Source organism: Halomonas sp. 141 (genome assembly GCF_002810305.1).
In the GTDB taxonomy this organism is placed as follows: domain Bacteria; phylum Pseudomonadota; class Gammaproteobacteria; order Pseudomonadales; family Halomonadaceae; genus Vreelandella; species Vreelandella stevensii.
On the sequence record NZ_PINZ01000002.1, the window covers coordinates 73,826 to 96,468 of the forward strand.

The 22,643-nt window shown below is 62.6% G+C and carries 19 protein-coding genes; 14 read left to right on the top strand and 5 right to left on the bottom strand.

The annotated features are described in order from the left end of the window. Positions 1-13: 13 nt before the first annotated feature. Both yegS and CWI66_RS01705 read left to right on the top strand, forming a co-directional pair. A complete protein-coding gene (yegS, locus tag CWI66_RS01700) occupies positions 14-973 on the top strand; it encodes a lipid kinase YegS (protein WP_100730766.1) in 960 nt (319 codons plus the stop codon). Positions 974-1,022: 49 nt separating this feature from the next. Then, positions 1,023-1,733 (top strand): hypothetical protein, encoded by a 711-nt coding sequence (locus CWI66_RS01705; RefSeq protein ID WP_100730767.1) that lies wholly within the window; start codon positions 1,023-1,025, stop codon positions 1,731-1,733. A gap of 79 nt (positions 1,734-1,812) precedes the next feature. Here the strand turns inward: CWI66_RS01705 and CWI66_RS01710 are convergent, their stop codons facing one another. Then, on the bottom strand, positions 1,813-2,016 hold the full coding sequence (locus CWI66_RS01710) for a cold-shock protein (RefSeq protein ID WP_016913457.1): 204 nt from the start codon (positions 2,014-2,016) through the stop codon (positions 1,813-1,815). 140 nt (positions 2,017-2,156) lie between these two features. Here CWI66_RS01710 and CWI66_RS01715 point away from each other — a divergent pair, with 140 nt between their 5' ends. Next, a complete protein-coding gene (locus tag CWI66_RS01715; protein ID WP_100730768.1) occupies positions 2,157-2,810 on the top strand; it encodes a LysE family translocator in 654 nt (217 codons plus the stop codon). Positions 2,811-2,839: 29 nt separating this feature from the next. Here the strand turns inward: CWI66_RS01715 and CWI66_RS01720 are convergent, their stop codons facing one another. Next, positions 2,840-4,789 carry a transglycosylase SLT domain-containing protein gene (locus CWI66_RS01720; RefSeq protein ID WP_100730769.1) on the bottom strand — a complete coding sequence of 650 codons (1,950 nt, stop codon included), beginning with the start codon at positions 4,787-4,789 and terminating at the stop codon, positions 2,840-2,842. 130 nt (positions 4,790-4,919) lie between these two features. Here CWI66_RS01720 and CWI66_RS01725 point away from each other — a divergent pair, with 130 nt between their 5' ends. From CWI66_RS01725 to sixA, 4 genes are all read left to right on the top strand, one after another. After that, positions 4,920-5,255 (top strand): YkvA family protein, encoded by a 336-nt coding sequence (locus CWI66_RS01725; RefSeq protein WP_100730770.1) that lies wholly within the window; start codon positions 4,920-4,922, stop codon positions 5,253-5,255. A 127-nt stretch (positions 5,256-5,382) separates the two neighbouring features. Then, positions 5,383-7,287 (top strand): molecular chaperone HtpG, encoded by a 1,905-nt coding sequence (htpG, locus tag CWI66_RS01730; protein ID WP_100730771.1) that lies wholly within the window; start codon positions 5,383-5,385, stop codon positions 7,285-7,287. A gap of 113 nt (positions 7,288-7,400) precedes the next feature. Next, positions 7,401-8,525: an NAD(P)H-dependent glycerol-3-phosphate dehydrogenase gene (locus CWI66_RS01735; RefSeq protein WP_446718673.1), complete on the top strand. Its 1,125-nt coding sequence runs from the start codon at positions 7,401-7,403 to the stop codon at positions 8,523-8,525. After that, on the top strand, positions 8,518-9,036 hold the full coding sequence (gene sixA, locus CWI66_RS01740) for a phosphohistidine phosphatase SixA (RefSeq protein WP_100730772.1): 519 nt from the start codon (positions 8,518-8,520) through the stop codon (positions 9,034-9,036). Before CWI66_RS01735 ends, sixA begins: the two co-directional genes overlap by 8 nt. Positions 9,037-9,170: 134 nt before the next feature. Here the strand turns inward: sixA and gatB are convergent, their stop codons facing one another. From gatB to gatC, 3 genes are read right to left on the bottom strand one after another with little or no spacing between them, the layout of a single operon-like run. Then, positions 9,171-10,625, bottom strand: coding sequence for an Asp-tRNA(Asn)/Glu-tRNA(Gln) amidotransferase subunit GatB (gene gatB, locus CWI66_RS01745; RefSeq protein WP_016913464.1), 1,455 nt, complete (start codon positions 10,623-10,625; stop codon positions 9,171-9,173). Then, complete coding sequence (gene gatA, locus CWI66_RS01750; protein WP_100730773.1) at positions 10,625-12,085, bottom strand: Asp-tRNA(Asn)/Glu-tRNA(Gln) amidotransferase subunit GatA; 1,461 nt, start codon at positions 12,083-12,085, stop codon at positions 10,625-10,627. The genes gatB and gatA overlap by 1 nt, the downstream gene beginning before the upstream one ends. 58 nt (positions 12,086-12,143) lie before the next feature. Beyond that, the gene (gatC, locus tag CWI66_RS01755) at positions 12,144-12,431 is read right to left on the bottom strand and encodes an Asp-tRNA(Asn)/Glu-tRNA(Gln) amidotransferase subunit GatC (protein ID WP_016913466.1); all 288 of its coding nucleotides are present in this window, start codon (positions 12,429-12,431) and stop codon (positions 12,144-12,146) included. Positions 12,432-12,660: 229 nt separating this feature from the next. On the opposite strand from gatC, the gene CWI66_RS01760 reads away from it, so the two are divergent. The 7 genes from CWI66_RS01760 to tldD all read left to right on the top strand — a co-directional run bounded on the left by CWI66_RS01760 (position 12,661) and on the right by tldD (position 22,631). Beyond that, entirely contained in the window at positions 12,661-13,698 is a 1,038-nt protein-coding gene (locus CWI66_RS01760; RefSeq protein WP_016913467.1) for a rod shape-determining protein, read from the top strand. A 23-nt stretch (positions 13,699-13,721) separates the two neighbouring features. Further along, positions 13,722-14,654 (top strand): rod shape-determining protein MreC, encoded by a 933-nt coding sequence (gene mreC / locus CWI66_RS01765; protein ID WP_026001639.1) that lies wholly within the window; start codon positions 13,722-13,724, stop codon positions 14,652-14,654. Beyond that, positions 14,654-15,148, top strand: a complete 495-nt coding sequence (gene mreD, locus CWI66_RS01770) for a rod shape-determining protein MreD (protein WP_081194176.1) — start codon at positions 14,654-14,656, stop codon at positions 15,146-15,148. Before mreC ends, mreD begins: the two co-directional genes overlap by 1 nt. After that, on the top strand, positions 15,145-15,759 hold the full coding sequence (locus tag CWI66_RS01775) for a Maf family protein (RefSeq protein WP_100730774.1): 615 nt from the start codon (positions 15,145-15,147) through the stop codon (positions 15,757-15,759). Before mreD ends, CWI66_RS01775 begins: the two co-directional genes overlap by 4 nt. 76 nt (positions 15,760-15,835) lie before the next feature. After that, positions 15,836-17,299 (top strand): ribonuclease G, encoded by a 1,464-nt coding sequence (gene rng, locus CWI66_RS01780; RefSeq protein ID WP_081194174.1) that lies wholly within the window; start codon positions 15,836-15,838, stop codon positions 17,297-17,299. After that, positions 17,299-21,180: a YhdP family phospholipid transporter gene (locus CWI66_RS01785; RefSeq protein WP_100730775.1), complete on the top strand. Its 3,882-nt coding sequence runs from the start codon at positions 17,299-17,301 to the stop codon at positions 21,178-21,180. Before rng ends, CWI66_RS01785 begins: the two co-directional genes overlap by 1 nt. Next, positions 21,177-22,631: a metalloprotease TldD gene (gene tldD / locus CWI66_RS01790; RefSeq protein ID WP_100730776.1), complete on the top strand. Its 1,455-nt coding sequence runs from the start codon at positions 21,177-21,179 to the stop codon at positions 22,629-22,631. The genes CWI66_RS01785 and tldD overlap by 4 nt, the downstream gene beginning before the upstream one ends. Positions 22,632-22,643 lie beyond the last annotated feature (12 nt).

Sequence of the window (22,643 nt, forward strand, 5' to 3'; positions counted from 1 at the left end):
AGGAAACGCGCCAGTGACAGATCCGAACAAGCACTATCTACTGATCATCAACGGAAAATCAGCGGGCGACCCTGAGCTGCGCGAGGCGGTAGCCGCCCAGCGCAAGGCAGGCGTTGCCATCACGGTACGTGCCACCTGGGAAGGGGGCGATGCCGCCGACTTTGCGGCCGACGCAGAGGCTTTGGGGGCGACCCACGTGGTGGCCTGTGGCGGTGATGGCACGGTCAACGAGGTGGTCAATGGATTGATGCGCCTGCCCCATGATCACCGCCCCCCGCTGGGCATCGTTCCTCTGGGCAGTGCCAATGATTTCGCCACGTCGGTAGGGCTGCCCCTGGAGCCTGGGCCTGCGCTGCAAGCGGCTATCTCGCTCGCGGCGGCGCCCATCGACGTGATTCGCATGACGGCGGAAGCCAACGGCGAGCAGTCGGTCAGCTACTACGTCAACATGACCACCGGTGGCTTTGGGGCCGAAATTACCTCTTCGACCCCCAAGACCCTCAAGCGCATGCTGGGTGGGGGTGCCTACTCACTGATGGGCGCGCTCAAGGCGTGGCGGCACCGCAGTTATCGCGGCACGCTGCATTGGGCCGACAGCGAACAGGCCGCTTCGCTGCTGCTGCTGGCACTGGGCAACGGGCGTCAATCAGGGGGCGGTCAGGTGCTGACACCCAGGGCCCGGTTGGACGATGGGCGTCTGGATGTCCTACTGGTCAAGGATTTCCGTTCGGTGCTGGAACTGCCTGCCTTGTTAGGCGAGCTGCAGCATTTTCCGTCGGATGGCCGCTATGTGCGCTATTTCACGGCCAGCCAATTGACCGTGACTACCAAGCCGGACGATGACCCCTGGCCGCTGACCCTGGACGGCGAAGCAAAGCGCTACGAGCGCTTTACGGCCGAAGTGGTGCCGCTGGCGCTTAAGGTGCTGCTACCCGAAGGGTGTGCGCTGTTGTCGGCCAATGAACGCCACTAGCCTGTCATAATTGAGTCATTGAATACGATGTTTTAAGGAGCTATACGCAATGGTGAATCGACTCTGGATGCCTGTGTTGGCCAGCATGGCGCTGTTACTCAGTGCCTGTGGCGACAGCCAGGAAGAAGCCAACGTTTCCCCGGAAGAGACCCCTGCCACGCTGACTGAGGAGGAGGGGGCTGCCACCACGGAGGCGGCGCAGGACGACGGGGAGGACGAGGTGCCGGACCCGCAGGAGGTCGAGGACGATATTGAAGCGCGTCAGGCCGCGGAGCAGTTGGAAGCCGCCGAAGCGATGCGCGAGGGCGATGAGCAAGAACCCGGCGTGCCGGAAGCCAGCGAGCTGCAGGCCGGTGAAGAGACGCTGGGGGCAGATCCCGACGACGCTCTGGATGAAGCCAGTGCCATGCCGGGGGAAACCACGCGTTCTGACGTAGACGACATGATCGCCGAAACCGAGCGCCGCTTCGAAGAGGCCCAGCGCCAGCTCGAAGAGCAGTTTCAGGAGGTGGAGCAGCAGCGTCCCGAGCTGGAGCCCATGGAGAGCGAGACCTCATCGAGCGACTGGGAAACGGACAGCGCCATTACGGAGGGAGCGCCGCTGGACGATGGTCTGGAAGTGACAGACGTGGATGCCCTGATCGAAGATACCGAGCGCCGTTTTGAAGAAGCCCAGCGCCGCCTGGAAGAGCAGTTCGAAGAGCTGGAGCGGGAACGGCTGGAGACATCAGGCGCTGGCAACGATACCACGTCGCCCTGATACTACCTCTGATCAAGCTGGCTTCATGGCAGCGCATAAAAGAAGGCCCGCCGGAGCGGGCCTTCTACATTGGCCTGGGTTATACCGGGCGAATGTTGGACGCCTGAAGGCCTTTCTTACCCTGAGTCACTTCGAAGCTGACCTTTTGGCCATCCTGCAAGGTCTTGAAGCCTTCAGCCTGAATTTCGGAGAAGTGGGCAAAGAGATCGTCACCACCGTCATCGGGAGAGATGAAGCCGTAACCTTTCGTATCGTTGAACCACTTGACAGTACCAGTTGCCATCATTCATATCCTTAACGTGCTTGATGATTAGACGGGCATTCACGGTGTTTGCCCGCCAAATTCACTTTAGAAGCAAATAGCCGGGTCGTCCAGTGGCCCCGAAAACCTTCCCGTCAACGCCTTTTGCGAGCCTGATACGCATGCCTTTTACCTTGATCGACGCGCAGTTCATCCCGTTTCTGGTGGCCATTACGCTGCTCTCTATCAGCCCTGGGGTGGATACCCTGCTGGTGATCCGCAATACGGCACGCGGTGGCCTGCGCGACGGTATTGCCACCAGCGTGGCCATCTGCTGCGGCCTCTTCGTGCACGCAACGGTGTCGGCGCTGGGCATTTCGCTGATTCTTCTGCAATCGGCTTGGGCATTCAATGCGCTCAAGCTGGCCGGGGCGGCCTATCTGATCTGGCTGGGGGTTTCCAGTTTGATGGCCGCCCGTAGAGGAACGCCGCTGCCCGTCAAAGGCGTCATGCAGAACGCTGCGCCTGTCCCGCTCTGGCAGCCCATCAAGGAAGGGTTGTTGTCGAACGTGCTGAACCCCAAGACCGTGGTGTTTTACATGGCCTTTCTGCCGCAGTTCATCGCGCCCACCGACCCCGCCCTGCTGAAGTCGCTGTGGCTGGCAAGCATCCACTTCGTGATTGCCAACGTCTGGCAGATCAGCGTGGTATTGATGGTCGGGGGCGCCAGCAAATGGCTGGCCAGCGCGCGCTTTGCACAAACCCTGAATGCGGCCACGGGGGCGGTGCTGGTCATGTTCGGGCTGCGGCTGGCGCTGCAGCAGCGCCCGGTGTGACCGGGCGCGGGAGGGGAACGGAGACAGGCTTAGCGTTGAACCAGCGCGCGGTCGTAGCGAACGCTCTGCTCGCTGTCGTTCAAAAGCGAGACGCCTTCGCTGCTACCGCCGTTGGCCAGGCTCTCGAAGATGACCCGATAGCTCAGCACGGCCTGCACGTAATCGCGGGTTTCGCGGAAGGGGATGCTCTCCACGAACAGGTCGAACGACTCCATGCTGTTACTGCCCAGCCACTGGTCTACGCGACCAGGGCCGGCATTGTAAGCTGCCGTCGCGGCAAGGCGGTTGCCACGGTAACGGTCGAGCTTGTCACGCAGGTAGGTGCTGCCCAGGCGAATGTTCAGTTCGGGGTCGAGTACGCCGTAAGGCCCGGGGTCGCTGAGTCCCAGTTGGCGACTGACCTGCGTGGCGGTGCCGGGCATCAGCTGCATCAGGCCGCGTGCGCCAGCCGGCGACAGCGCCACGGGGTTGTAGGCGCTCTCCCGACGGGTGATCGCCATCAGCAGGAAGGGGTCTACGCCGGTCATGCGGCCCCAATGCAGAAAACTGTCCCGGTAGGCGGGTGGGAAGCGCCACTCCAGGGCATCCCACATCTCACCGGCTATCGTGGTTTGTACCAGCCGGGCATGCCACTGCTGCTGGGCAGCGTAGTCGGCGAGGGCGCGAGCCTGGTAAGGCGACGCTTCGCGAACGGCATGTAGCCACTCGCTGTTGGCCAGGCCCTCTTCACCAATGCGCAGCAGCGCTTGCGTGCGCTGTACGGCGGGCAGTCGCGCGATATCCTCGCGGGTGGCTTCGTCGAAGTGGTGGCGCTCGTGGTTGAGTCGGTACGGCTGGCCGATTTTCTCAGCGGCGGCAAAACCATAGAAACTGCGGTCCTGGGCAGCCTGCTGGTAGCGTGCCTGAGCGGCTTCCTGATTACCCAGCTGTTCGTTGGCGCGTCCCAGCCAGTACTGCCAGCGGCTGCTCTCCTGCTGGCTGGCGGGCATCTCTGCAATCCAGTGGATGACGTCGGTCCATTGGCGCTCCGCCAGGGCGCGGCGCACTCGAAGCTCCAGCACCCGTTCGCTCTGCAAGGAAGGCAGCACGCTGTCTACCCAGCTCAGCGTGCCGGGCACGTCGCGCACCAGGGCGTAGAAGGCCAGCTCCTCCTCGATGACCTGCTGGTCGCTGGGCGCCAGCGTCAGGCGCGGGGCGATCTGTTGCCAGGCGGCAAAGGCACGGGGCGTGTCTTCGCGGGTATAGCGCTGCATGGCCGCCTGATAGAACGCTGCCGTGGCGGCGCATTCAGGCCCCAGGCAAGTGGGGGCCGTGGTCAGGCTGTTGAGGCTTGTGTTGGCCCGCTCCGCCGTATCGATGGCCGTTTGCCACTGGCCGCTGAGCAACCCTCCCAGGTAAGTGCTCAGGCGCTGCTCGCCTGCTTGCCAAGCCAGCATCTTGCGCTCCCAGATGGCGGTGGCATCGATGGTGCCATCCGCGCGCAGGCGGCTGAACAGGGCGTTGCAGGCGTCGGGCTGTGAGCTGCCCACGCGCCACAGCGCCAGGCCCGCCGTGCGTGCCTGTTCGGGGGCGCGGTCGAGGAGCGCCGTGTAGTAGTAGCACTGCCGTGCCGTACCGGCGGGTTCGCCATCGGCGACGGCCAGCAGGTCGCTGAAACGGCCCGCATAGCCGTAGTTGGCAATGGCCTGGCCGCGCAGCCACTCACCCAGGGGGGAGTCACCGTGCTGCTCAATGAACTGCAGTACCTGGCTGACAGAGACGTTGGGCAACTGCTGGCGTAGCCGGTGATACTCCACATAGCCGCTGAGGATATGCCCGTCGATGGCGCTCTGGTCGATTTGTTGCCACTGCTGCTGGCGGGCGGCGTTCAATGCATCGCGCATGGCCTCGTCCGAGGCGGCCCAGGACGCAGATGGCAGGCCGATCAGTGCCGCGGCACACAGCGTGCGAAGGGTAGAACGAAATGGCGTTGCCTGCATGGCACTCCCTCTTTAACTGGCGGATATGACGGTCGAGTAGGTGATGGCCACCGTCGCGTGGCCGTCGCGATCATGAACTATTTGGCCAAATGACGTTCTGACCATTGTACCCTGAGAGGATTCCCTGACGATGGCACGATTATCTAGCGGGTGGTTGTTTCGTCGCTTGAAAGGTCGGGCCTGGGCCATCAAACGAGTAGCCCGTGCGCTCACGCTTTTCCTGCCCATGACCCGCGACGTACTGCGTGGCAGTTTCAGGCCGGTGCCTTGGGCCGCCTTCGGCACCATGGCTATGGCACTGGCCTATCTGGTCATGCCCTTTGATCTCATCCCTGATTTCCTGGTCATCATTGGCCTGGTCGACGATGTGCTGATCGTCGGTTGGCTGTTGAACCGTGTGGATCGCCACTTGGCCGAATATCGCGCCTGGAAGGCCGAGAACGAGGCAGCGTCGACGGCTGCCTGATCGGCGCAGCTGGTTGGCTAGCGCTTGAAATCCCATCACTTATCCCCATATTGCCTTCATCCTGTTCTAAGCCTCTGCCTGGCTGGCAGAGGCGACACGCCACACGAAATAGATGAGGGCTAAGCGCATGACCACGGCGACCCACGAAGAAACTCTTGGCTTTCAAACCGAAGTCAAGCAACTTCTGAACCTGATGATCCACTCCCTGTATTCCAACCGGGAGATATTCCTGCGTGAGCTGATTTCCAACGCAGCGGATGCCTGCGACAAGCTGCGCTATGCAGCCCTGGACAACGACGCCCTGTACGAAGGTGACAGCGAGCTGCGCATCGAAATCGAGCACGACCGTGATGCCAATACCATCACCTTGCGTGACAACGGTATCGGCATGAACCGCGAAGATGTCATCGCCAACCTGGGGACCATCGCGCGTTCAGGCACCGCCGAGTTTCTCAAGCAGCTTTCCGGTGAACAGCAGAAGGATGCCAAGCTGATCGGTCAGTTCGGTGTCGGTTTCTACTCTGGCTTCATTGTGGCAGACGAAGTCGCCGTACGCACTCGCAAGGCGGGTACCGCCACTTCGGAAGGCGTCGAGTGGCGCTCGCGGGGCGAAGGTGAGTTCACCGTGGCCGATATCGAGCGCGAGGTGCACGGCACCGAGATCACCCTGCACCTGAAAGAAGATGCCAAGGAGTTTGCCGACGACTACCGCCTGCAAAGCCTGGTGCGCAAGTACTCCGATCACATCGAAGTGCCGGTGCGCATGCCCAAGACCGAGACCGCTCGTGACGACGAGGGTAACGAGATCGAAGGCAGTGAAGTCACCACCTGGGAAACCGTCAACGAAGCCACGGCGCTGTGGGCACGTCCCAAGAGCGACGTGTCAGACGACGAGTACAAGGCGTTCTACAAGCATGTGGCCCACGACTTCAGTGATCCGCTGACCTGGAGTCACAACAAGGTCGAGGGCAAGCTGGAGTACACCAGCCTGCTCTACGTGCCGGGCCGTGCACCGTTCGACATGTTCGACCGTGACGGTTCCCGGGGCGTCAAGCTGTACGTTCAGCGGGTATTCATCATGGATGACGCCGAACAGTTCCTGCCGCTCTACCTGCGTTTCATCAAGGGCGTGCTGGACACCCGCGACCTGTCGCTGAACGTCTCTCGTGAGCTGCTGCAGCAGGATCCCAAGGTCGACAAGATCAAGGGCGCCTTGACCAAGCGTGCCCTGGACATGCTCAAGAAGCTTTCCAAGGATAGCGAACAGTACCAGACGTTCTGGAACACCTTTGGCAGCGTGCTGAAAGAAGGGCCGGGTGAAGACTTCGCCAACCGCGAGAAAATCGCCGGTTTGCTGCGCTTTGCTTCCACGCATACCGACACGTCTGCCCAGGAGCACTCCCTGGCCGAGTACGTCGAGCGCATGAAAGAAGGTCAGAAGAAAATCTACTACGTGGTGGCCGACAGCTTCAATGCCGCGAAGAACAGCCCTCACCTGGAGATCTTCCGCAAGAAAGGCATCGAGGTGCTGCTACTCTCCGATCGTATCGATGAGTGGCTGATGAGCCACCTGACCGAGTTCGACGGCAAGTCTTTCGCCGACGTGGCCAAAGGCGAGCTGGACCTGGGCGATGTCGAAGACGAAGCCGAGAAGCAGGCTCAAGAAGAGACCGCCAAGGCAAAAGAGGCGCTGGTCAAGCGCGTTCAGGAGGCGCTGGGCGAGCACGTGCAGTCGGTGAAGGTCACTCACCGTCTGACCGACTCGCCTGCCTGTGTGGTGCTGCCGGAGCATGAGATGGGCTATCAGATGCGGCGCATCATGGAGGCCGCCGGGCAGAAGCTGCCCGACGTGAAGCCCATTCTCGAGCTCAACCCCGATCATGCGCTGGTGGCAAGGCTGGAAGACAGCGAAGGCGAGCTGTTTGCCCAGCTGGCGCATATTCTGCTCGATCAGGCGATCATCGCCGAAGGTGGCCACCTGGACGACCCGGCGGCTTACGTGAAGCGGCTGAACAGCGTACTGACCGCGTGATGCCCACCCGTTGAGGGATGCGGCCCGCCTGGCCTGCCAGGCGGGCCGTTTGTTTTTCAGCCTGTTTTGAACGGCGAAGGCGGCCGTTGGTGATAAAGTAGGTGTCACTATGAATGCTAAACGATCAGGATGTCATCATGGCGGATGAGCAACAGATTAAGGTCGCCGTGCTGGGCGGGGGGAGTTTTGGTACCGCCTTGGCCAGCATTGCGGCAGACAACGGTGCCCAGGTGCGCCAGTGGATGCGTGACGAAGCGCTGGTGGCGCAGATCAATCAGGAGCACCGTAATGGCCGCTACCTGCCCGATTATCCGATCAACCCTGCCGTCGAGGCGTCCACTGACCTGGAAACCGTCCTGGTGGGCGCGGAGCTGGTGCTGATCGCCATTCCCTCCAAGGCGTTTCGCAGCGTGGTGCAGGCGGCCAAGCCGTGGCTGACCGCTCAGCAAATTCTCGTCAGTACCACCAAGGGGATCGAACAGGAGGGCTTCCTGCTGATGAGCCAGGTACTGGAGCAGGAGACCGGCTTCACCCATATTGGCGTGATTGCGGGCCCTAATCTGGCCTCCGAGATTGCCGATAAACAGCTGACCGCGACCGTGATTGCCAGCGCCGACGCCCTGACGCGTACTCGGGTGCAGCAGGTGCTGGGGTGTCGCTATTTCCGCGTTTACGCCAGTAATGACCGGCACGGCGTCGAGCTGGGCGGGGCACTCAAGAATATCTATGCCATCGCCGCAGGCATGGCAGCGGCACTGGGCATGGGTGAAAACACCCGCAGCATGCTGATGACCCGTGCACTGGCGGAGATGAGCCGGTTTGCCGTGGCCCAAGGGGCCAATCCGATGACGTTTCTGGGGTTGGCGGGAGTCGGTGACTTGATCGTGACCTGCTCCTCGAATCTGTCGCGTAACTATCGGGTGGGGTATGCGCTGGGCGAGGGGCGTGCCCTGGAGGCTGCGGTAGAAGCGCTGGGGCAGGTCGCGGAAGGGGTCAATACCGTCAAGCTGGTGTGCGCCAAGGCTGAGGAGTTGGGCGTTTACATGCCGCTAGCGGAAGGGCTGAAGCGGGTGCTGTTCGATGGCGTGCCCGCCCAGGAAATGGCGCGCACGCTGATGCTGGGTGAGCAAAGCAGCGACGTCGAATTCATTTTGCCCCGTGAGGCCGTACAGCAGGCGCATCGGGAACAGACATCGCCCCCTCGGGTGGCGGTCAGCAAAGGAGATGTTCATGAGTGACCAGGGAATTCAGGCGCGGCATCAGGACGGTTCGAGCCCGCTGCTGATCATGCGGCATGGTGAAGCCGCTCCCGGCTTTCCAGACCCGGTGCGTGCGCTGACTCGCCGCGGCGAACAGGAAGCGGGCGCCATGGCGCGCTGGCTGGCAGCGCGGGTCAGTGAGGGAGAGCTTGCCACCCCCGTGCTGTATGCCAGCCCGTATGTGCGTGCGCAGCAAACCGCTGAACATATCCGGGATGCCTTGGGCATTCCCTTGAATACATTGACGTTCATCACGCCAGACGATTCCGCCAGCGACGTGGCCGAGTGGCTGATGGCACAACAGCCCCAGGGGCCCATCATGTTGGTCAGCCATATGCCGCTGGTGGGCGAGTTGGCAGGATTATTGGTCGAAGGTGCACCGAGCCAGGGGCTGGGTTTCCCCACGGCGGCCATTGCCGAGCTGGAGGCCGATGTCTGGGCGGCGGGTTGCGCTCAGCTGCAGCGCTTCACCCAGCCCAGCCAGCTGTAGCGGCTGGTTTTAGAGAGTAGCTGTAGAGAATAGCTGTTGAAAATAGCTGTTGAAAATAGCTGAGCGAGTCCCTCGCCACGCAAAGCGGCTGCCGAAGCAGCCGCTCATGTTGATGCGCTGGCAATGGGCGCGCGTTACAGCAGAGCGTCCAGCTTGGTCTTGAGCAGGTCGTTCACTTGTTGAGGATTGGCGGTGCCGCGAGAGGCCTTCATGACCTGGCCCACGAAGTAGCCGATCATCTTGCCGCGCTTCTCGGGCTCCGAATCGCGGTACTGGGCGACCTGGGCCGGGCTCTCGGCGATGACCTGATCGATCATGCCTTCGATGGCGCCAGTGTCGGTCACCTGCTTCAGCCCTTTGGCATCGATGATGGCATCGGCGCTCTCCCCCTGGCCATTCCACAGTGCCTGGAAGACCTGCTTGGCGGCCTTGCCGTTGATGGTGCCATCGAGCACGCGGCGTACCACTTCGCCCAGCTGCTGGGCCGAGACGGGGCTGTTCTGAATGCTCAGGTTTTCCCGGTTCAAGGCGCCGGACAGCTCGCCCTGAACCCAGTTGGCCGCCTGTTTGGCATCGCCACATACCCGGTGGACTTCTTCGAAGAACTCCGCCATTTCACGGCTGGCCGAGAGCACGCTGGCATCGTAAGCCGATAGCCCCAGCGCGTCCTGGAAGCGAGCGCGCTTATCGGCGGGCAGTTCCGGCAGCTGGCTGCGCAGATGCTCCAGGTAGGCTTCATCGAGAACCACGGGCAGCAGGTCGGGGCAGGGGAAGTAGCGGTAATCATTGGCTTCTTCCTTGGTGCGCATGCTGCGGGTCTCATCGCGCTCCGGGTCGTACAGGCGGGTTTCCTGCACCACGCTGCCGCCATCTTCGATCAGCTCGATCTGACGCTCGACTTCGAAGGCAATGGCGCGCTCCACGAAGCGGAACGAGTTGACGTTCTTGATTTCCGCACGTGTGCCAAATGCTTCCTGGCCTTTGGGGCGCACCGAGACGTTGACATCACAGCGCATCGAGCCTTCGGCCATGTTGCCGTCGGAAATGCCCAGGTAGGTCACGATGGAGTGGATGGCCTTCAGATAGGCCGCCGCTTCCTTGGCGTTGCGCATGTCCGGTTCGGAGACGATCTCCAGCAGCGGGGTGCCTGCGCGGTTCAGGTCGATGCCGGTCATGCCGTGGAAGTCTTCATGCAGCGACTTGCCTGCATCTTCTTCCAGGTGGGCATGGTGGATGCGGATGCGCTTGGTGGTGTCGTCGTCCAGGGTGATTTCCACCTCGCCAGCGCCCACGATGGGGTGATACATCTGGCTGGTCTGGTAGCCCTTGGGCAAGTCAGGGTAGAAGTAGTTCTTGCGGTCAAAGACCGATACTTCCGGGATCTCGGCATGGACGGCCAGGCCGAACTGAACGGCCATGGCGACCGCCTGTTCGTTCAAGACGGGCAGTACGCCAGGCAAGCCCAGATCAACGGCGCAGGCCTGGGTGTTCGGCTCGGCGCCAAACGCCGTCGAGGCGCCGGAAAAGATCTTGGAGCGCGTTGCGAGCTGAACGTGGACCTCGAGCCCAATCACGGTTTCCCATTGCATCAGGCGTTCTCCTCGGCAAAGGCAGGCTGTTTGAGATGCCAATCGGTGGCTTGCTGGAACTGGTGAGCGACGTTGAGCAGCTGCGCTTCGGCAAAGTGCGTGCCGAGAATTTGCAGGCCCACCGGGCGGCCGCCCGCAAATCCGGCCGGAACGCTGATGCCGGGAATGCCCGCCAGGTTCACGGCAATGGTGTAGATATCCTGCAGGTACATCGACACCGGGTCTTTCTTCGCGCCCAGGTCGAAGGCGGGCGTGGGCGAGGCAGGCCCCATCAGCACATCGACATCTTCGAAGGCGTCGAGGAAGTCCTGACGGATCAGGCGGCGCACCTTCTGGGCCTTGGTGTAATAAGCGTCGAAGAAGCCTTCCGACAGAGTGTGGGTGCCAATCAGGATACGCCGTTTGACCTCCTCGCCAAACCCTTCGGCCCGCGAGCGGGTGTAAAGATCGATCAGGTCGGCAGGCGCCTTGCAGCGGTGGCCGAAGCGCACGCCGTCGAAGCGTGACAGGTTGGAAGAGGCTTCGGCGGGGGCAATCACGTAATAGGCCGGGATGGCGTAGTGCGTGTGCGGCAGGCTGACTTCGCGCACCGTGGCACCCAGCGACTCGTAGACCTTGACGGCATCACGCACGGCTTGCTCGACGTCCGGGTCGAGGCCGTCGCCAAAATACTCCCTGGGCAGGCCGATTTTCAGGCCTGACAGCGGCGCGTTGAGTGTTTCAGTGTAGTCAGGCACGCCACGGGCGACGCTGGTGGAGTCGCGCAGGTCGTGCCCGGCAATCACGTTGAGCAGCAGGGCGCAATCTTCAGCCGTGCGTGCCATCGGGCCTGCCTGGTCGAGGCTGGAAGCGTAGGCAATCATGCCGTAACGAGAGACGCGCCCATAGGTGGGCTTCAATCCGGTGATGCCGCAGAACGCGGCCGGCTGACGAATAGAGCCACCGGTATCGGTGCCCATGGCTGCAGGGACGAGCCCGGCGGCTACCGCTGCCGCGCTGCCGCCGGAACTGCCGCCGGGAACTGCCGACAGGTCCCAGGGGTTCTTGACCGCGCCGTAGTGGCTGTTTTCGTTGGACGAGCCCATGGCGAACTCGTCCATATTGGTCTTGCCGAGGCTAATGGTGCCTGCGGCCGCCAGTTTTTCCACCACGGTGGCATCGTAAGGCGCGATGAAATTATCGAGCATTCTGGAGCCGCAGGTGGTTTTAACACCTTGGGTGCAGAAGATGTCTTTCAGCGCCAGGGGGATGCCTGCCAGCTTGCTTGCCGTGCCTGCCGCCCGTGCCTGGTCGGCTGCTTCGGCCTGATTCAGCGCTTGTTCGGCGGTCACCGTGATAAAGCTGTTGAGCTTGTCATCGGTTTTTTCGATGCGCTGTAAAAAATGGGAGGTCAGCTCTCGGCTGGAGAGTTCACCGCTACCCAGGGCGGCGGCGAGCTGCGTTACGGTTTTATCGTGCATGACCCGGAAGCTCCGTTCGGGGGCGAATGAAATAAGCAGAAACGAGGGGGTGCGGCGGTTACTCAACCACCCGAGGCACCAGGTACAGGCCGTTTTCCACTGCCGGAGCACAGCGCTGGAAAGCGTCGCGCTGGTTGGTTTCGGTGACTTCGTCGGCGCGCAGGCGCTGCGTGGCATCCAGCGGGTGGGCCAGTGGCGCCACACCTTCGGTATCCACGCTCTGGAGCTGGTCGACCATGTCCAGAATGCGGCTGAGGTCGTCGACGAAGCCACTGGCTTGGTCATCGCTGACGGCGAGTCGGGCCAGATGCGCGGCCCGGCGCACATGAGATTCTTCAAGCGCCATGATCGAGGTTTCCTCGCAAACGTGATGGAACATATTCCGCTTTGAGCGGTATACATACGGTCATCTTGAATTCGTCTTGTGGAACAGACGTGGAAAATAGCCGCAAAAGGTACCACATATTGCGCCCCACGGGCACCATTGGGCACGACTCGTGCTTGCTGCCAAGGGGTTGCGGTGATACCGTTTGCATCCGCACAGGGTTCCCGGTCTGCACTAGGTAACAACATCCATGTTCAAACGTTTGAGGGGGCTGTTTTCCAGCGATCTGTCGATCGACCTGGGTACGGCCAACACACTGATTTATGTACGCGGTCGTGGCATCGTGCTCGATGAACCGTCCGTTGTCGCCATCCGCCAGTCGGGCAACATGCGTAGCGTCGCTTCGGTAGGTGCCGATGCAAAACGCATGCTGGGCCGCACGCCTGGCAATATCACGGCTATCCGACCCATGAAGGACGGCGTCATTGCCGACTTCACCGTTACCGAGCAGATGCTCCAGCACTTCATTCGCAAGGTGCACCAGAGCACGTTTCTGACGCCCAGTCCGCGTGTGCTGGTCTGCGTGCCTTGCATGTCGACCCAGGTGGAGCGCCGCGCCATCCGTGAGTCCGCCGAAGGGGCGGGTGCCCGGGAAGTCTTCCTGATCGAAGAACCCATGGCCGCGGCCATCGGCGCGGGCCTGCCGGTAGAAGAAGCGCAGGGGTCGATGGTGGTGGACATCGGTGGTGGTACCACCGAGATCGCCATCATCTCGCTCAACGGGGTGGTCTATTCCGAGTCGATCCGCGTCGGCGGCGACCGTTTTGACGAGGCGATCACCGCATACGTGCGCCGTCACTACGGCAGCCTGATCGGTGAAGCCACGGCCGAGCGTATCAAGGAAGAGATCGGGTGTGCCTACCCCGGTGGCGAGCTGCGCGAGATCGACGTGCGTGGCCGTAACCTGGCGGAGGGTATCCCGCGCAGCTTTACGCTCAATTCCCATGAGATTCTCGAAGCGCTTCAGGAAACGCTGGGCTCGATCGTATCAGCGGTCAAGAGCGCGCTGGAGCAGTCGCCCCCGGAGCTTGCTTCGGATATCGCCGAGCGCGGTCTGGTACTGACCGGCGGCGGCGCACTGCTGCGCGACCTCGACAAGCTGATCGCCGAAGAGACGGGCCTGCCGGTCATCGTGGCCGAAGACCCGCTGACCTGCGTGGCGCGCGGCGGTGGCAAGGCGCTGGAGATGATTGACCAGCATACCTTTGAGTTACTGTCGAGCGATTGATCGCAGCGGTTTGACGCGGGGGATTGCCTATTAAACCGCTGTTTTCACACGGGCCGCTACCCGGTTACCGGCTATTCTTCTGTGTGCTGGCGGCAAGCGTGCTGATGTTTGTCGACCAGCGCTTTACGCGCATGGAAGATCTTCGCGCCCAGATGACCATGGTCGTTGCCCCCATTCAGTGGGTGGTGAGCGTGCCCAGCGACGTCCTGAACTGGGGGGCGCTTGCGCTCTCTGACCAGCAAGCGCTGGTGGACGAAAATCGCCGCCTGCGCGAGCAGATCTTGACGCTCTCCCACCGTGGGCAGCGGCTCGCCAATCTGACCGCCGAAAACGCCGAACTGCGCACGCTGCTCAAGGCGGCCGAGCGTCGTGAAATCCCCTATATTGCCGCAGAGCTGCTGTCTCTGGACAATGACCCCTTTACTCATCAAATGGTGGTCGACCGAGGGCATCGTAATGGCGCCTACGTCGGGCAGCCGGTGATCGATGCCTCTGGGCTGGTGGGGCAGGTGACCGCGGTATCGGCCTACTCCAGCCGTGTGCTGCTGTTGGCCGATGCCAGCCACGCCTTACCAGTGCAGGTCAATCGCAACGGCCTGCGTTTCATCGTGCAGGGCACCGGGCGCCATGGCAGCGTCAGCGTACTGCACGTACCGGATACCGCCGACATTCGTGAAGGGGATTTGTTGACCACCTCCGGGTTGGCGGGCCGTTTTCCGCCGGGGTATCCCGTGGCGCGCGTCACTGAGGTGTATCACGACCCCGGCCAGCCTTTTGCTCGTGTCATGGCCGAACCTGCTGCGCAGTTGCAGCGCTCACGGCATTTCCTGATGCTCTTTCCAACGCCCCGCGAAGAGTTCGACGCGTTGGGCTGGGATGAGTCCATGGATATTTCGGCTCAGGCCGTGCATGCCGCTCAGCGTCTGGCTGAGTCTCATTCACAGGAGGCGCCTTGATGGCCAGGGCTCCCGTCGTGCCGCTGTTCGCCGTTTGGCTTAGCCTACTGCTGGCCCTGTGCTTGCAGGTCATGCCCGTGGCGGATGGCTGGCAGGTGTTTCGCCCCGAGTGGGTGGGCTTGATGCTCATCTACTGGAGCATGCGCTCACCGGATCGGGTGGGGGTTTTTCACGGCTTCGTGGTGGGCCTACTGCTGGACCTGATCGAAGGGACCGCGCTGGGCCAGCACGCGCTGATTCTGTCGCTGTTGGCGTTTCTGGCCGCCATGGTCTATCCACGCTTTCGCGCTTATTCGCTGGTGCAGCAGGCTGTGCTGGTGCTGGTGCTGCTTGGGCTGGTGCAACTGATCGAGCAGTGGTTGCGTACCTTGACCGGCGAGTTTTCGATCCACCTCTCCTTCCTGATTCCCTCGCTGATGAGCGCATTGCTGTGGCCTTGGCTGGCCACCATGCTGGTGGCTCTGGAGCGGCGCATGATGAGCAGTGGATCATGAGCGAAATGATCCCCGGTGCTTCCTCTCAGCCGGTACTCTGTCTGGCGTCTGCGTCGCCGCGCCGCAAGGCGCTGCTGGCGTCGATTGGCGTGCCGGTGAGCGTGCTACCCAGCGATATCGATGAAACGCCGCTGGCCGATGAGTCGGCTCGCGCCTACGTGGAGCGGCTGGCCGTGGCCAAGGCCAGCGCGGCCATGGACCGCACCTCCTTGCCGGTGCTCGGCTCGGACACGGCGGTCGTGGTAGCAGGAGAGATCCTGGGCAAGCCTCGGGACCAGCAGCACGCTGCCGAGATGCTGAGGCGGCTTTCAGGGGGCACGCATCAAGTGCTGACCGCAGTGGCGGTGAGTGGGCCGCTGGGTATACTCTCATGTTGTGTCACCACGCATGTCACCATGCGGTCACTGAGCCGCGAGGAGATCGCCTGTTACTGGCAGACCGGGGAGCCCGTGGACAAGGCCGGTGGCTATGCCATACAGGGGCTTGCGTCGGTGTTCGTCGAAGAGATTCAGGGCAGCCACTCTGCCGTCGTGGGGCTGCCGCTATTTGAAACCACGCGCTTGCTTGTCCAGCAGGGTGTGCCCGTCTGGACGGGACACTATCCGACGTAGTCATTGGGCCTGCACTGGCTACCGAGCGACGACCGCTGCGCTGGCAAGGAACCGGATATTCAATAAGGAATTGTGCATGAGCGGTGAAGTCCTCATCAATTTGACGCCCATGGAGACCCGCGTTGCGCTGGTGGAAAATGGCGTGCTGCAGGAGGCGCTCATCGAGCGCTCCCGCCGACGTGGGATCGTGGGTAATATCTACAAAGGCAAAGTGGTTCGCGTACTGCCTGGCATGCAGGCTGCCTTTGTCGATATTGGCCTCGAGCGCGCCGCCTTTATCCATGCCCATGAAGTGATGCCGCCGGGCACCCCCAGCGATGAGCAGCAGACCATCGGGCAGTTGCTGCACGAAGGCCAGGCCCTGGTTGTACAAGTCACCAAGGACCCTATCGGCACGAAAGGGGCGCGGCTGACTACCCATCTCTCGATTCCTTCGCGTTATCTGGTCTATATGCCGGACTCGCCTCACCATGGCGTTTCCCAGCGCATCGAGGACGAGCGCGAGCGCGAGCGGTTGAAAGCGCTGCTGGACAAGAGCATTGCAGAACAGACCATCGACGTGACGGGTGGCTTTATCGTGCGCACGGCCGCAGAAGGCGTGGGCGATGAAGAGCTGGCCGGCGACATGTATTTTCTGCTGCGTATCTGGCGCAAGGTTAGCGAGCGCAAGATCACCGCTTCCCCGCCTAGCGTGATCTACGACGACTTGCCGCTGTTCATGCGTACCCTGCGTGACGTCATGCGCGATGATATCGAAAAAGTACGCATCGACTCCCGGGAAAACTTCGTCAAGCTGGTCGAGTTTGCCGAAGAGTTCATGCCCGACGCGGTGGACCGCATCGAGTACTACCCGGGCGAGCGACCGATTTTTGATCTCTACAGCGTCGAAGACGAGATTCAGAAAGCCCTGGGGCGCAAGGTGCAGCTCAAGTCAGGTGGGTATCTGGTCATCGATCCTACCGAGGCCATGACCACCATTGACGTCAATACCGGTGGGTACGTTGGGCATCGCAATCTGGAAGAAACCATCTTCAAGACCAACCTGGAAGCCGCGACGGCCATTGCCCGTCAGCTACGGCTGCGCAACCTGGGCGGTATCATCATTATCGACTTCATCGACATGGTGGATGTCGAGCATCAGCGTCAGGTACTTCGCGTATTGGAAAAGGCGCTGGAGCGTGACCATGCAAAAACCAAATGTACCGGGGTAACCGAGCTGGGGCTCGTGCAGTTGACCCGTAAGCGCACCCGAGAAAGTCTCGAACAAACCCTGTGTGAAGCCTGCCCGACCTGTGCCGGGCGCGGGACGCTAAAGACCCCCGAAACCATCTGCTATGAAATCTTCCGAGAAATCCTCCGTGAAGAGCGTGCCTACAGTGCAGAAACCTACATGGTGCTGGCCTCTCAGCCGGTGGTGGATCGTTTGTTGGATGAGGAGTCGGCGGCCGTGGCTGACCTGGAAACCTTCATCAATAAAACCATTCGCTTTCAGGTCGAGGCGCACTACTCCCAAGAGCAGTACGACATCGTATTAATGTGATGGCTGCGCTAAGCCCTTTCCCCCGCTTTTTGCTGCGCGCTGGACTCGTGACGCTGGCAGTCCTATTGGGTCTGCTGGCGCTGCTGCTGGTGACGCTGCGCGTGGCTCTCAGTCAGAGTGATGCGCTCGCGCCACGCATCGAAGCGGTGCTGGAAGCCAGGATCGGTGCACCAGTGAGCATTGGGCAAGTCTCGCTCTCGTTGGCGCGCAATGATCTACGCTTCCTGCTCGAAGACCTGCGTATCGACACCCCGCAGGGCGATCCGCTGGCTGCCGTCGAACGCGTGCAGTTACGTCTCGATGGTTTGGCGAGTTTGCGCCAGTGGGCTCCGGTTTTCAGCGATGCTCGTATGGCGGGGCTCGAGTTTCATCTCTACCAAACGCCTGAGACCACCTGGGGCTGGCCGGCGCCCGCCACGCTGCCCTTGGGTATGGCCCCGCAGCCGGATATCGATCTGGCGCTGATCGACGCCTGGGCAGGGCTGCTGCTCAGGCAGCGCTTGTGGGTAGACAACAGCCGCGTGCTGCTGCATGGGCGTGAGCAGACGGTGCTATTGCATGCACCGTCGCTGGTGTTGGATGGCGATGAGCGTCGTACGCGTCTCTCTGGCGAGCTGAAGGTGGTGGAAGACCCCGCCCAGGCAGCCTCGGCGCTGCCGGCCATCACCATGGGCGCCGAGATGCAGCCCGGTGTGCGTGGCTTGAGTGATTTTTCGGCGGCCCTGCAGATGAATATGCAATTGGATCATCTGGTGGTGCTGGCGGCGCTGTTTCGTCCAGAGCAGATGCCCTATCTGGAGCAGGCGGGCGGTCAAGTTCAATTGTGGGGGCGCTGGCGAGAAGGGCGTCTGGAGGATGCGCGGTTGGCGGTCGATATGCCCGAGCTGACACTGCGTCGAGACGTGGAATACGCCGTGTTGCGCAACATCCAGGCCTCCGGGCAGTGGCAGCGCAACGGGGAGGGCGGTGAAGCCTGGCTGAGCGGCAACGCAGAAAGCGTCGAGTGGGCCCAGCCAGAGGGCATCAGTGACGGCCCTGCCTTGCCTTACCACTGGTACCTGGCCCACGAGCCCGGCCGTTGGGAGCTGCGCACCAGTGCCTTCGAATTGGCCTCGCTGGCCGCTTGGCGCGAGTACGCCCTGTTACCCGAGTCGCTGACGCGGGTGCTGCAAACCCTGGCCCCCAGAGGGCAGGTGCAGGGGCTGCGGCTGGGGCAGCGGGAAGGGCGCTGGGGCGTCGATGCCGCCTTGACCAACGTGGCGGTCGACCCGTGGCAGCAAGCGCCGGGCGGTGGCCCGCTGGATGCCTGGGTGCAGGCGCGTGACCTGCGCGGCCGGGTGACTTTCAGCAGTGCGGGCAACAGCGAACTCTACTTCCCGCAGCTCTTCGAAGCGCCCATGCAGCTGGGGCATGCCGAGGGCGTGGTGGAGTGGGTCTACGATGGTCCACGGACCATGATCAGCGGGCGTGAGCTGCACGTCGATTGGGATGGTGCGCGAATCGCGGGCGGCTTCGGCCTGATCACGGGGCAGCAGCGTGGTCAGTTTGGGCTCGACCTCGCCTTTGAGAATGTCGATGCCGTAGAGCGCCCGTTAGGCCAATGGCTGCCGCTTGGCGCCTTCGAGCCGGCGCTGCGGGAGTGGTTGCAAAAAGACATCGGTGGCCGGGTGCCGCAGGGGGCGCTCAAAATGAGTCTGCCGTTTGGAGAGCCCGGTAGCGCGCCGCCATTCTCTGCCACGCTGGCGCTGCTGGTGCGCGAGGGCTACTTGCCGATAGCTGACGGTTGGCCGCTGCTGGAAGAGGTCGATGGCCGCTTGATATGGCAGGGGGGAGAGCTGAAGGCGCAGGTGGCGAGTGCCCAGAGTCAAGGGGTCCAGCTGTCTGATGGAGCCGTCCAGCTGGGTGAAGACAACATGCTGCGGCTGTCGGGGCAATTGCACAGCGATGGCGCCTCGCTGTTGCGCTTTCTCAAGGCCATGCCAGAAGCGGGCGAGTTGCCGCTCGACGAGTTCAGCGCTGAAGGCGTGGTCGACGGCAGCCTGGCGGCGGCGGTGCCTTTGGAGCATCCAGAAGGGCTGTTGCTGGATATCAACGTGGTGCCTTCTCTGGAGGTCGTGCGCTACCAACCGCTGCCTGTGTCACTGCGCCAGGTCGAAGGCGAGGTGAGCTGGCAGCAGTCGGGCGAGCAGCGGGCGCTGTTGGGCAATCTGCAGGGGCGTTGGCAAGGCGGGGGGATCCGCGCCGACTTTGATGAAGATCAGCAGCGGGTGCGGCTCAGCGGTGAGGTGGATAGCGCGGCGCTCTGGGCGTTGGCGGGTATGCCGGACACGGCACAAGAGGTGCTGCGCGGGCGCACGGCCTGGGAAGGCGTGGTGAACTGGGAAGACACCCCGACCTTGAGTTTGCAAAGCCAGCTGGTTGGGCTGACCAGTCAGCTGCCCGAGCCGTTCGATAAACGCGCCGAGCAGCCCTGGCCATTACGGGTGCGCGCTGATTTTTCCAGTGCCAGAGGGGAGGTGCGGATAGCTGATCTGCTGGCCATGCGTCTGGCGCTCAGAGAGCCAGAAGGGCTGATGGGCGAGGTCGCGCTGGGCAGCGTGGCACCGCTGGTGGAATGGCCCCAGCAGCCAGGCTGGAAAATCGATGCGTCTCTAAACACCATTGATCCCTTGGCCTGGCAGCAGGCCTTGTCGCCGCTGTTCGACAATGGGGCGGGTGGTCCGCCGACGTCCGGGGCGTTGCCGACCCTCGAAGCCGTGCTGAGAACCTCCTGCTTGCGTTATCGCGACGAGTGTCTGGGCGCCATGACGGCTTCCGGTAGCGCCGAGACGGACCGGGCACAGCTGCAAATCAACGGTGAGCTGCTCTCCGGTCGTGTGCACTATCAGCCACGGGAGTCGCGCCCACTGGATGTGGTCGTGAGCTATCTGGTCGCTGACCGTTTGCTTGATTTGCCCAGCGAAGAGGCCGCGAGCGAGGCGTCATCGAGAGAGGTGCCCACGCCGGGCTCCTGGGTCGACGAGATCACTACCGAATACGCCGCCCCAGCCGCTATCCCCGCTTGGCTGGCATCCGTACCCAATGGACGGCTACGACTGGCCGAGCTCAGTGTGGGTGACGGGCTTTATGGCCCCCTGACCGCTTATTGGCAGACCAGCGCTCAGGGGCTTTCCATTGCGCCGGTGGGCCTGACCCTGGGGCAGCTCTCAGCGCGTGGGGAGCTGCATTGGGAGGGTAATCCGGTGACCAGTCGCACCCGCGCTGACCTGACGATTCAGGGCGGCGATCTGGGCACCGCCCTGGAGCGCCTGGGCCAACCCGTGGCCATGCGCAGCCGTACCACCAACGTTGCCGCTGAGCTTGCCTGGCCGGGGGCGCCTTGGCAGTTTGCGCTGGCCCGCGCAGGCGGAGAATTGAGCACGGATATTCGTGACGGGCGCTTCGTGATGCTCGACTCGGCACCTGCACGGCTGGTGGGGCTACTCAATTTCGATAACATTCTGCGCAGGCTGCGGTTTGATTTTTCGGATGTCACCGGGCAGGGAACGGCGTTCGATCGGGTGCATGGCACGGCGGACGTGGCCCAGGGGCAGCTATTGCTGCGTGGCCCCCTACAAATTGATGCCCCTGCCACGACCTTTACGCTGACAGGAAATGTTAACCTCTTGCAGCGCGAACTCGATCAGCGTCTTGGCGTCACACTGCCGGTGAGCCAAAGTCTGCCTATCGCGGCACTCGCGGTGGGTGCCCCCATCGTCGGCGGGGCGCTCTTCATTGCCGACCGACTTTTTGGTGATGCACTGGCGCAGGCCACCACCATTCATTATCGCGTGCGGGGTCCCTGGACCTCGCCGCAGGTTACTTTAGAAGGCCCTCAATGACCGCACACACAAGCGATATAGAGTCTGCAGTTGCCATTTTGCTAACGCCGGGTGGCCTCGATCTGGAAGCCCTGGAGACGGGCCTTGGCTACGCCATGGGCGCAGGCATCGATTATGCCGATCTCTACTTCCAGCGCACCTGGCAGGAGGGGTGGGTGCTGGAAGATGGCGAAGTCAAGGAGGCGAGCTACAACATCGATGGCGGAGTGGGTGTGCGTGCGCTGGCAGGCGAAAAAACCGGCTTTGCCTACTCCAACCAGATTACCGCCGATGCTCTGATGGATACCGGACGCACCGCCTCGGGTATCGTGCGCAGTGGTAAGCAGTTGCCGGGCCAGCGTGTCGTGCCGGTGAGCGCGGCGGCGCGCTATGCGGGTATCGACCCGCTGGCAGGGCTGACCGCTGAAGAGAAGGTGGCCATGCTCAAGCAGGCTGACCGCGTGGCGCGGGCTGCCGACCCCAGTATCAGCCAAGTCAGTGCCTCGCTGTCCGGCACCTACGAAGTCGTGTTGGTACGTGCCAGCGACGGCTCTCTGGCGGCGGATGTGCGTCCGCTGGTGCGCTTCAATGTCAGCGTGATCGCCGCCAAAAATGGTCGCCGAGAGCGAGGCAGCGCCGGTGGCGGTGGGCGCTACTCCATGGCGCGCCTGCGCGATGAGGGTGTGGCCGAGCGCTATGCCCAGGAAGCCGTGCGCCAGGCGCTGGTCAACCTGGAAGCGGTGGATGCCCCTGCCGGTCAGATGCCGGTGGTGCTGGGCGCCGGATGGCCCGGCATTCTCTTGCACGAGGCGGTCGGTCACGGCCTGGAGGGTGACTTCAATCGCAAGGGCAGTTCGGCCTTCGCCGGGCGAATGGGCCAGCGCGTGGCGGCCAAGGGTGTCACCGTGGTAGACGATGCCACGGTCATGGATAGTCGCGGGGCGCTCAGCGTCGATGACGAGGGCACGCCGGGCCAGTACACCCCTCTGATCGAGGATGGCATTCTCACCGGCTACATGCAGGACAAGCTGAATGCGCGATTGATGAACATGGCGCCAACCGGGAACGCGCGGCGTGAGTCCTTTGCCCACCTGCCGATGCCGCGTATGACCAACACGGTGATGCTGGCCGGGCAGGATGCGCCGGAAGACATCATCAAGAGCGTCAAGCGCGGCCTTTACGCGGTCAGCTTCGGTGGCGGGCAGGTAGATATCACGTCGGGCAAGTTCGTGTTTTCAGCCAGCGAAGCCTACCTCATCGAGGATGGGCGCATCACCTCGCCAGTCAAGGGCGCTACGCTGATCGGCAATGGCCCTGAGGCGATGGGGCGGGTATCCATGATTGGCCATGACCTGGCCATGGACACCGGTATCGGCGTGTGTGGCAAGGAGGGCCAGGGCGTGCCGGTGGGCGTTGGGCAGCCCACTCTCAAGCTGGACGAGCTGACCGTCGGTGGCACGCAATCGGGCTAGCCAGGCAGTACA

Excerpts from the sequence above, each read along its gene's own strand:
- CWI66_RS01725 (WP_100730770.1), top strand. The coding sequence starts at position 4,920 with ATGGCACGATTATCTAGCGGGTGGTTGTTTCGTCGCTTGAAAGGTCGG.
- rng (WP_081194174.1), top strand. The coding sequence starts at position 15,836 with ATGAGCGGTGAAGTCCTCATCAATTTGACGCCCATGGAGACCCGCGTT.
- CWI66_RS01785 (WP_100730775.1), top strand. The coding sequence starts at position 17,299 with ATGGCTGCGCTAAGCCCTTTCCCCCGCTTTTTGCTGCGCGCTGGACTC.
- CWI66_RS01760 (WP_016913467.1), top strand. The coding sequence starts at position 12,661 with ATGTTCAAACGTTTGAGGGGGCTGTTTTCCAGCGATCTGTCGATCGAC.
- htpG (WP_100730771.1), top strand. The coding sequence starts at position 5,383 with ATGACCACGGCGACCCACGAAGAAACTCTTGGCTTTCAAACCGAAGTC.
- CWI66_RS01705 (WP_100730767.1), top strand. The coding sequence starts at position 1,023 with ATGGTGAATCGACTCTGGATGCCTGTGTTGGCCAGCATGGCGCTGTTA.
- tldD (WP_100730776.1), top strand. The coding sequence starts at position 21,177 with ATGACCGCACACACAAGCGATATAGAGTCTGCAGTTGCCATTTTGCTA.
- CWI66_RS01775 (WP_100730774.1), top strand. The coding sequence starts at position 15,145 with ATGAGCGAAATGATCCCCGGTGCTTCCTCTCAGCCGGTACTCTGTCTG.
- gatA (WP_100730773.1), bottom strand. The coding sequence starts at position 12,085 with ATGCACGATAAAACCGTAACGCAGCTCGCCGCCGCCCTGGGTAGCGGT.
- CWI66_RS01710 (WP_016913457.1), bottom strand. The coding sequence starts at position 2,016 with ATGGCAACTGGTACTGTCAAGTGGTTCAACGATACGAAAGGTTACGGC.
- CWI66_RS01735 (WP_446718673.1), top strand. The coding sequence starts at position 7,401 with ATGCTAAACGATCAGGATGTCATCATGGCGGATGAGCAACAGATTAAG.
- gatC (WP_016913466.1), bottom strand. The coding sequence starts at position 12,431 with ATGGCGCTTGAAGAATCTCATGTGCGCCGGGCCGCGCATCTGGCCCGA.
- mreD (WP_081194176.1), top strand. The coding sequence starts at position 14,654 with ATGGCCAGGGCTCCCGTCGTGCCGCTGTTCGCCGTTTGGCTTAGCCTA.
- sixA (WP_100730772.1), top strand. The coding sequence starts at position 8,518 with ATGAGTGACCAGGGAATTCAGGCGCGGCATCAGGACGGTTCGAGCCCG.
- CWI66_RS01720 (WP_100730769.1), bottom strand. The coding sequence starts at position 4,789 with ATGCAGGCAACGCCATTTCGTTCTACCCTTCGCACGCTGTGTGCCGCG.
- CWI66_RS01715 (WP_100730768.1), top strand. The coding sequence starts at position 2,157 with ATGCCTTTTACCTTGATCGACGCGCAGTTCATCCCGTTTCTGGTGGCC.
- gatB (WP_016913464.1), bottom strand. The coding sequence starts at position 10,625 with ATGCAATGGGAAACCGTGATTGGGCTCGAGGTCCACGTTCAGCTCGCA.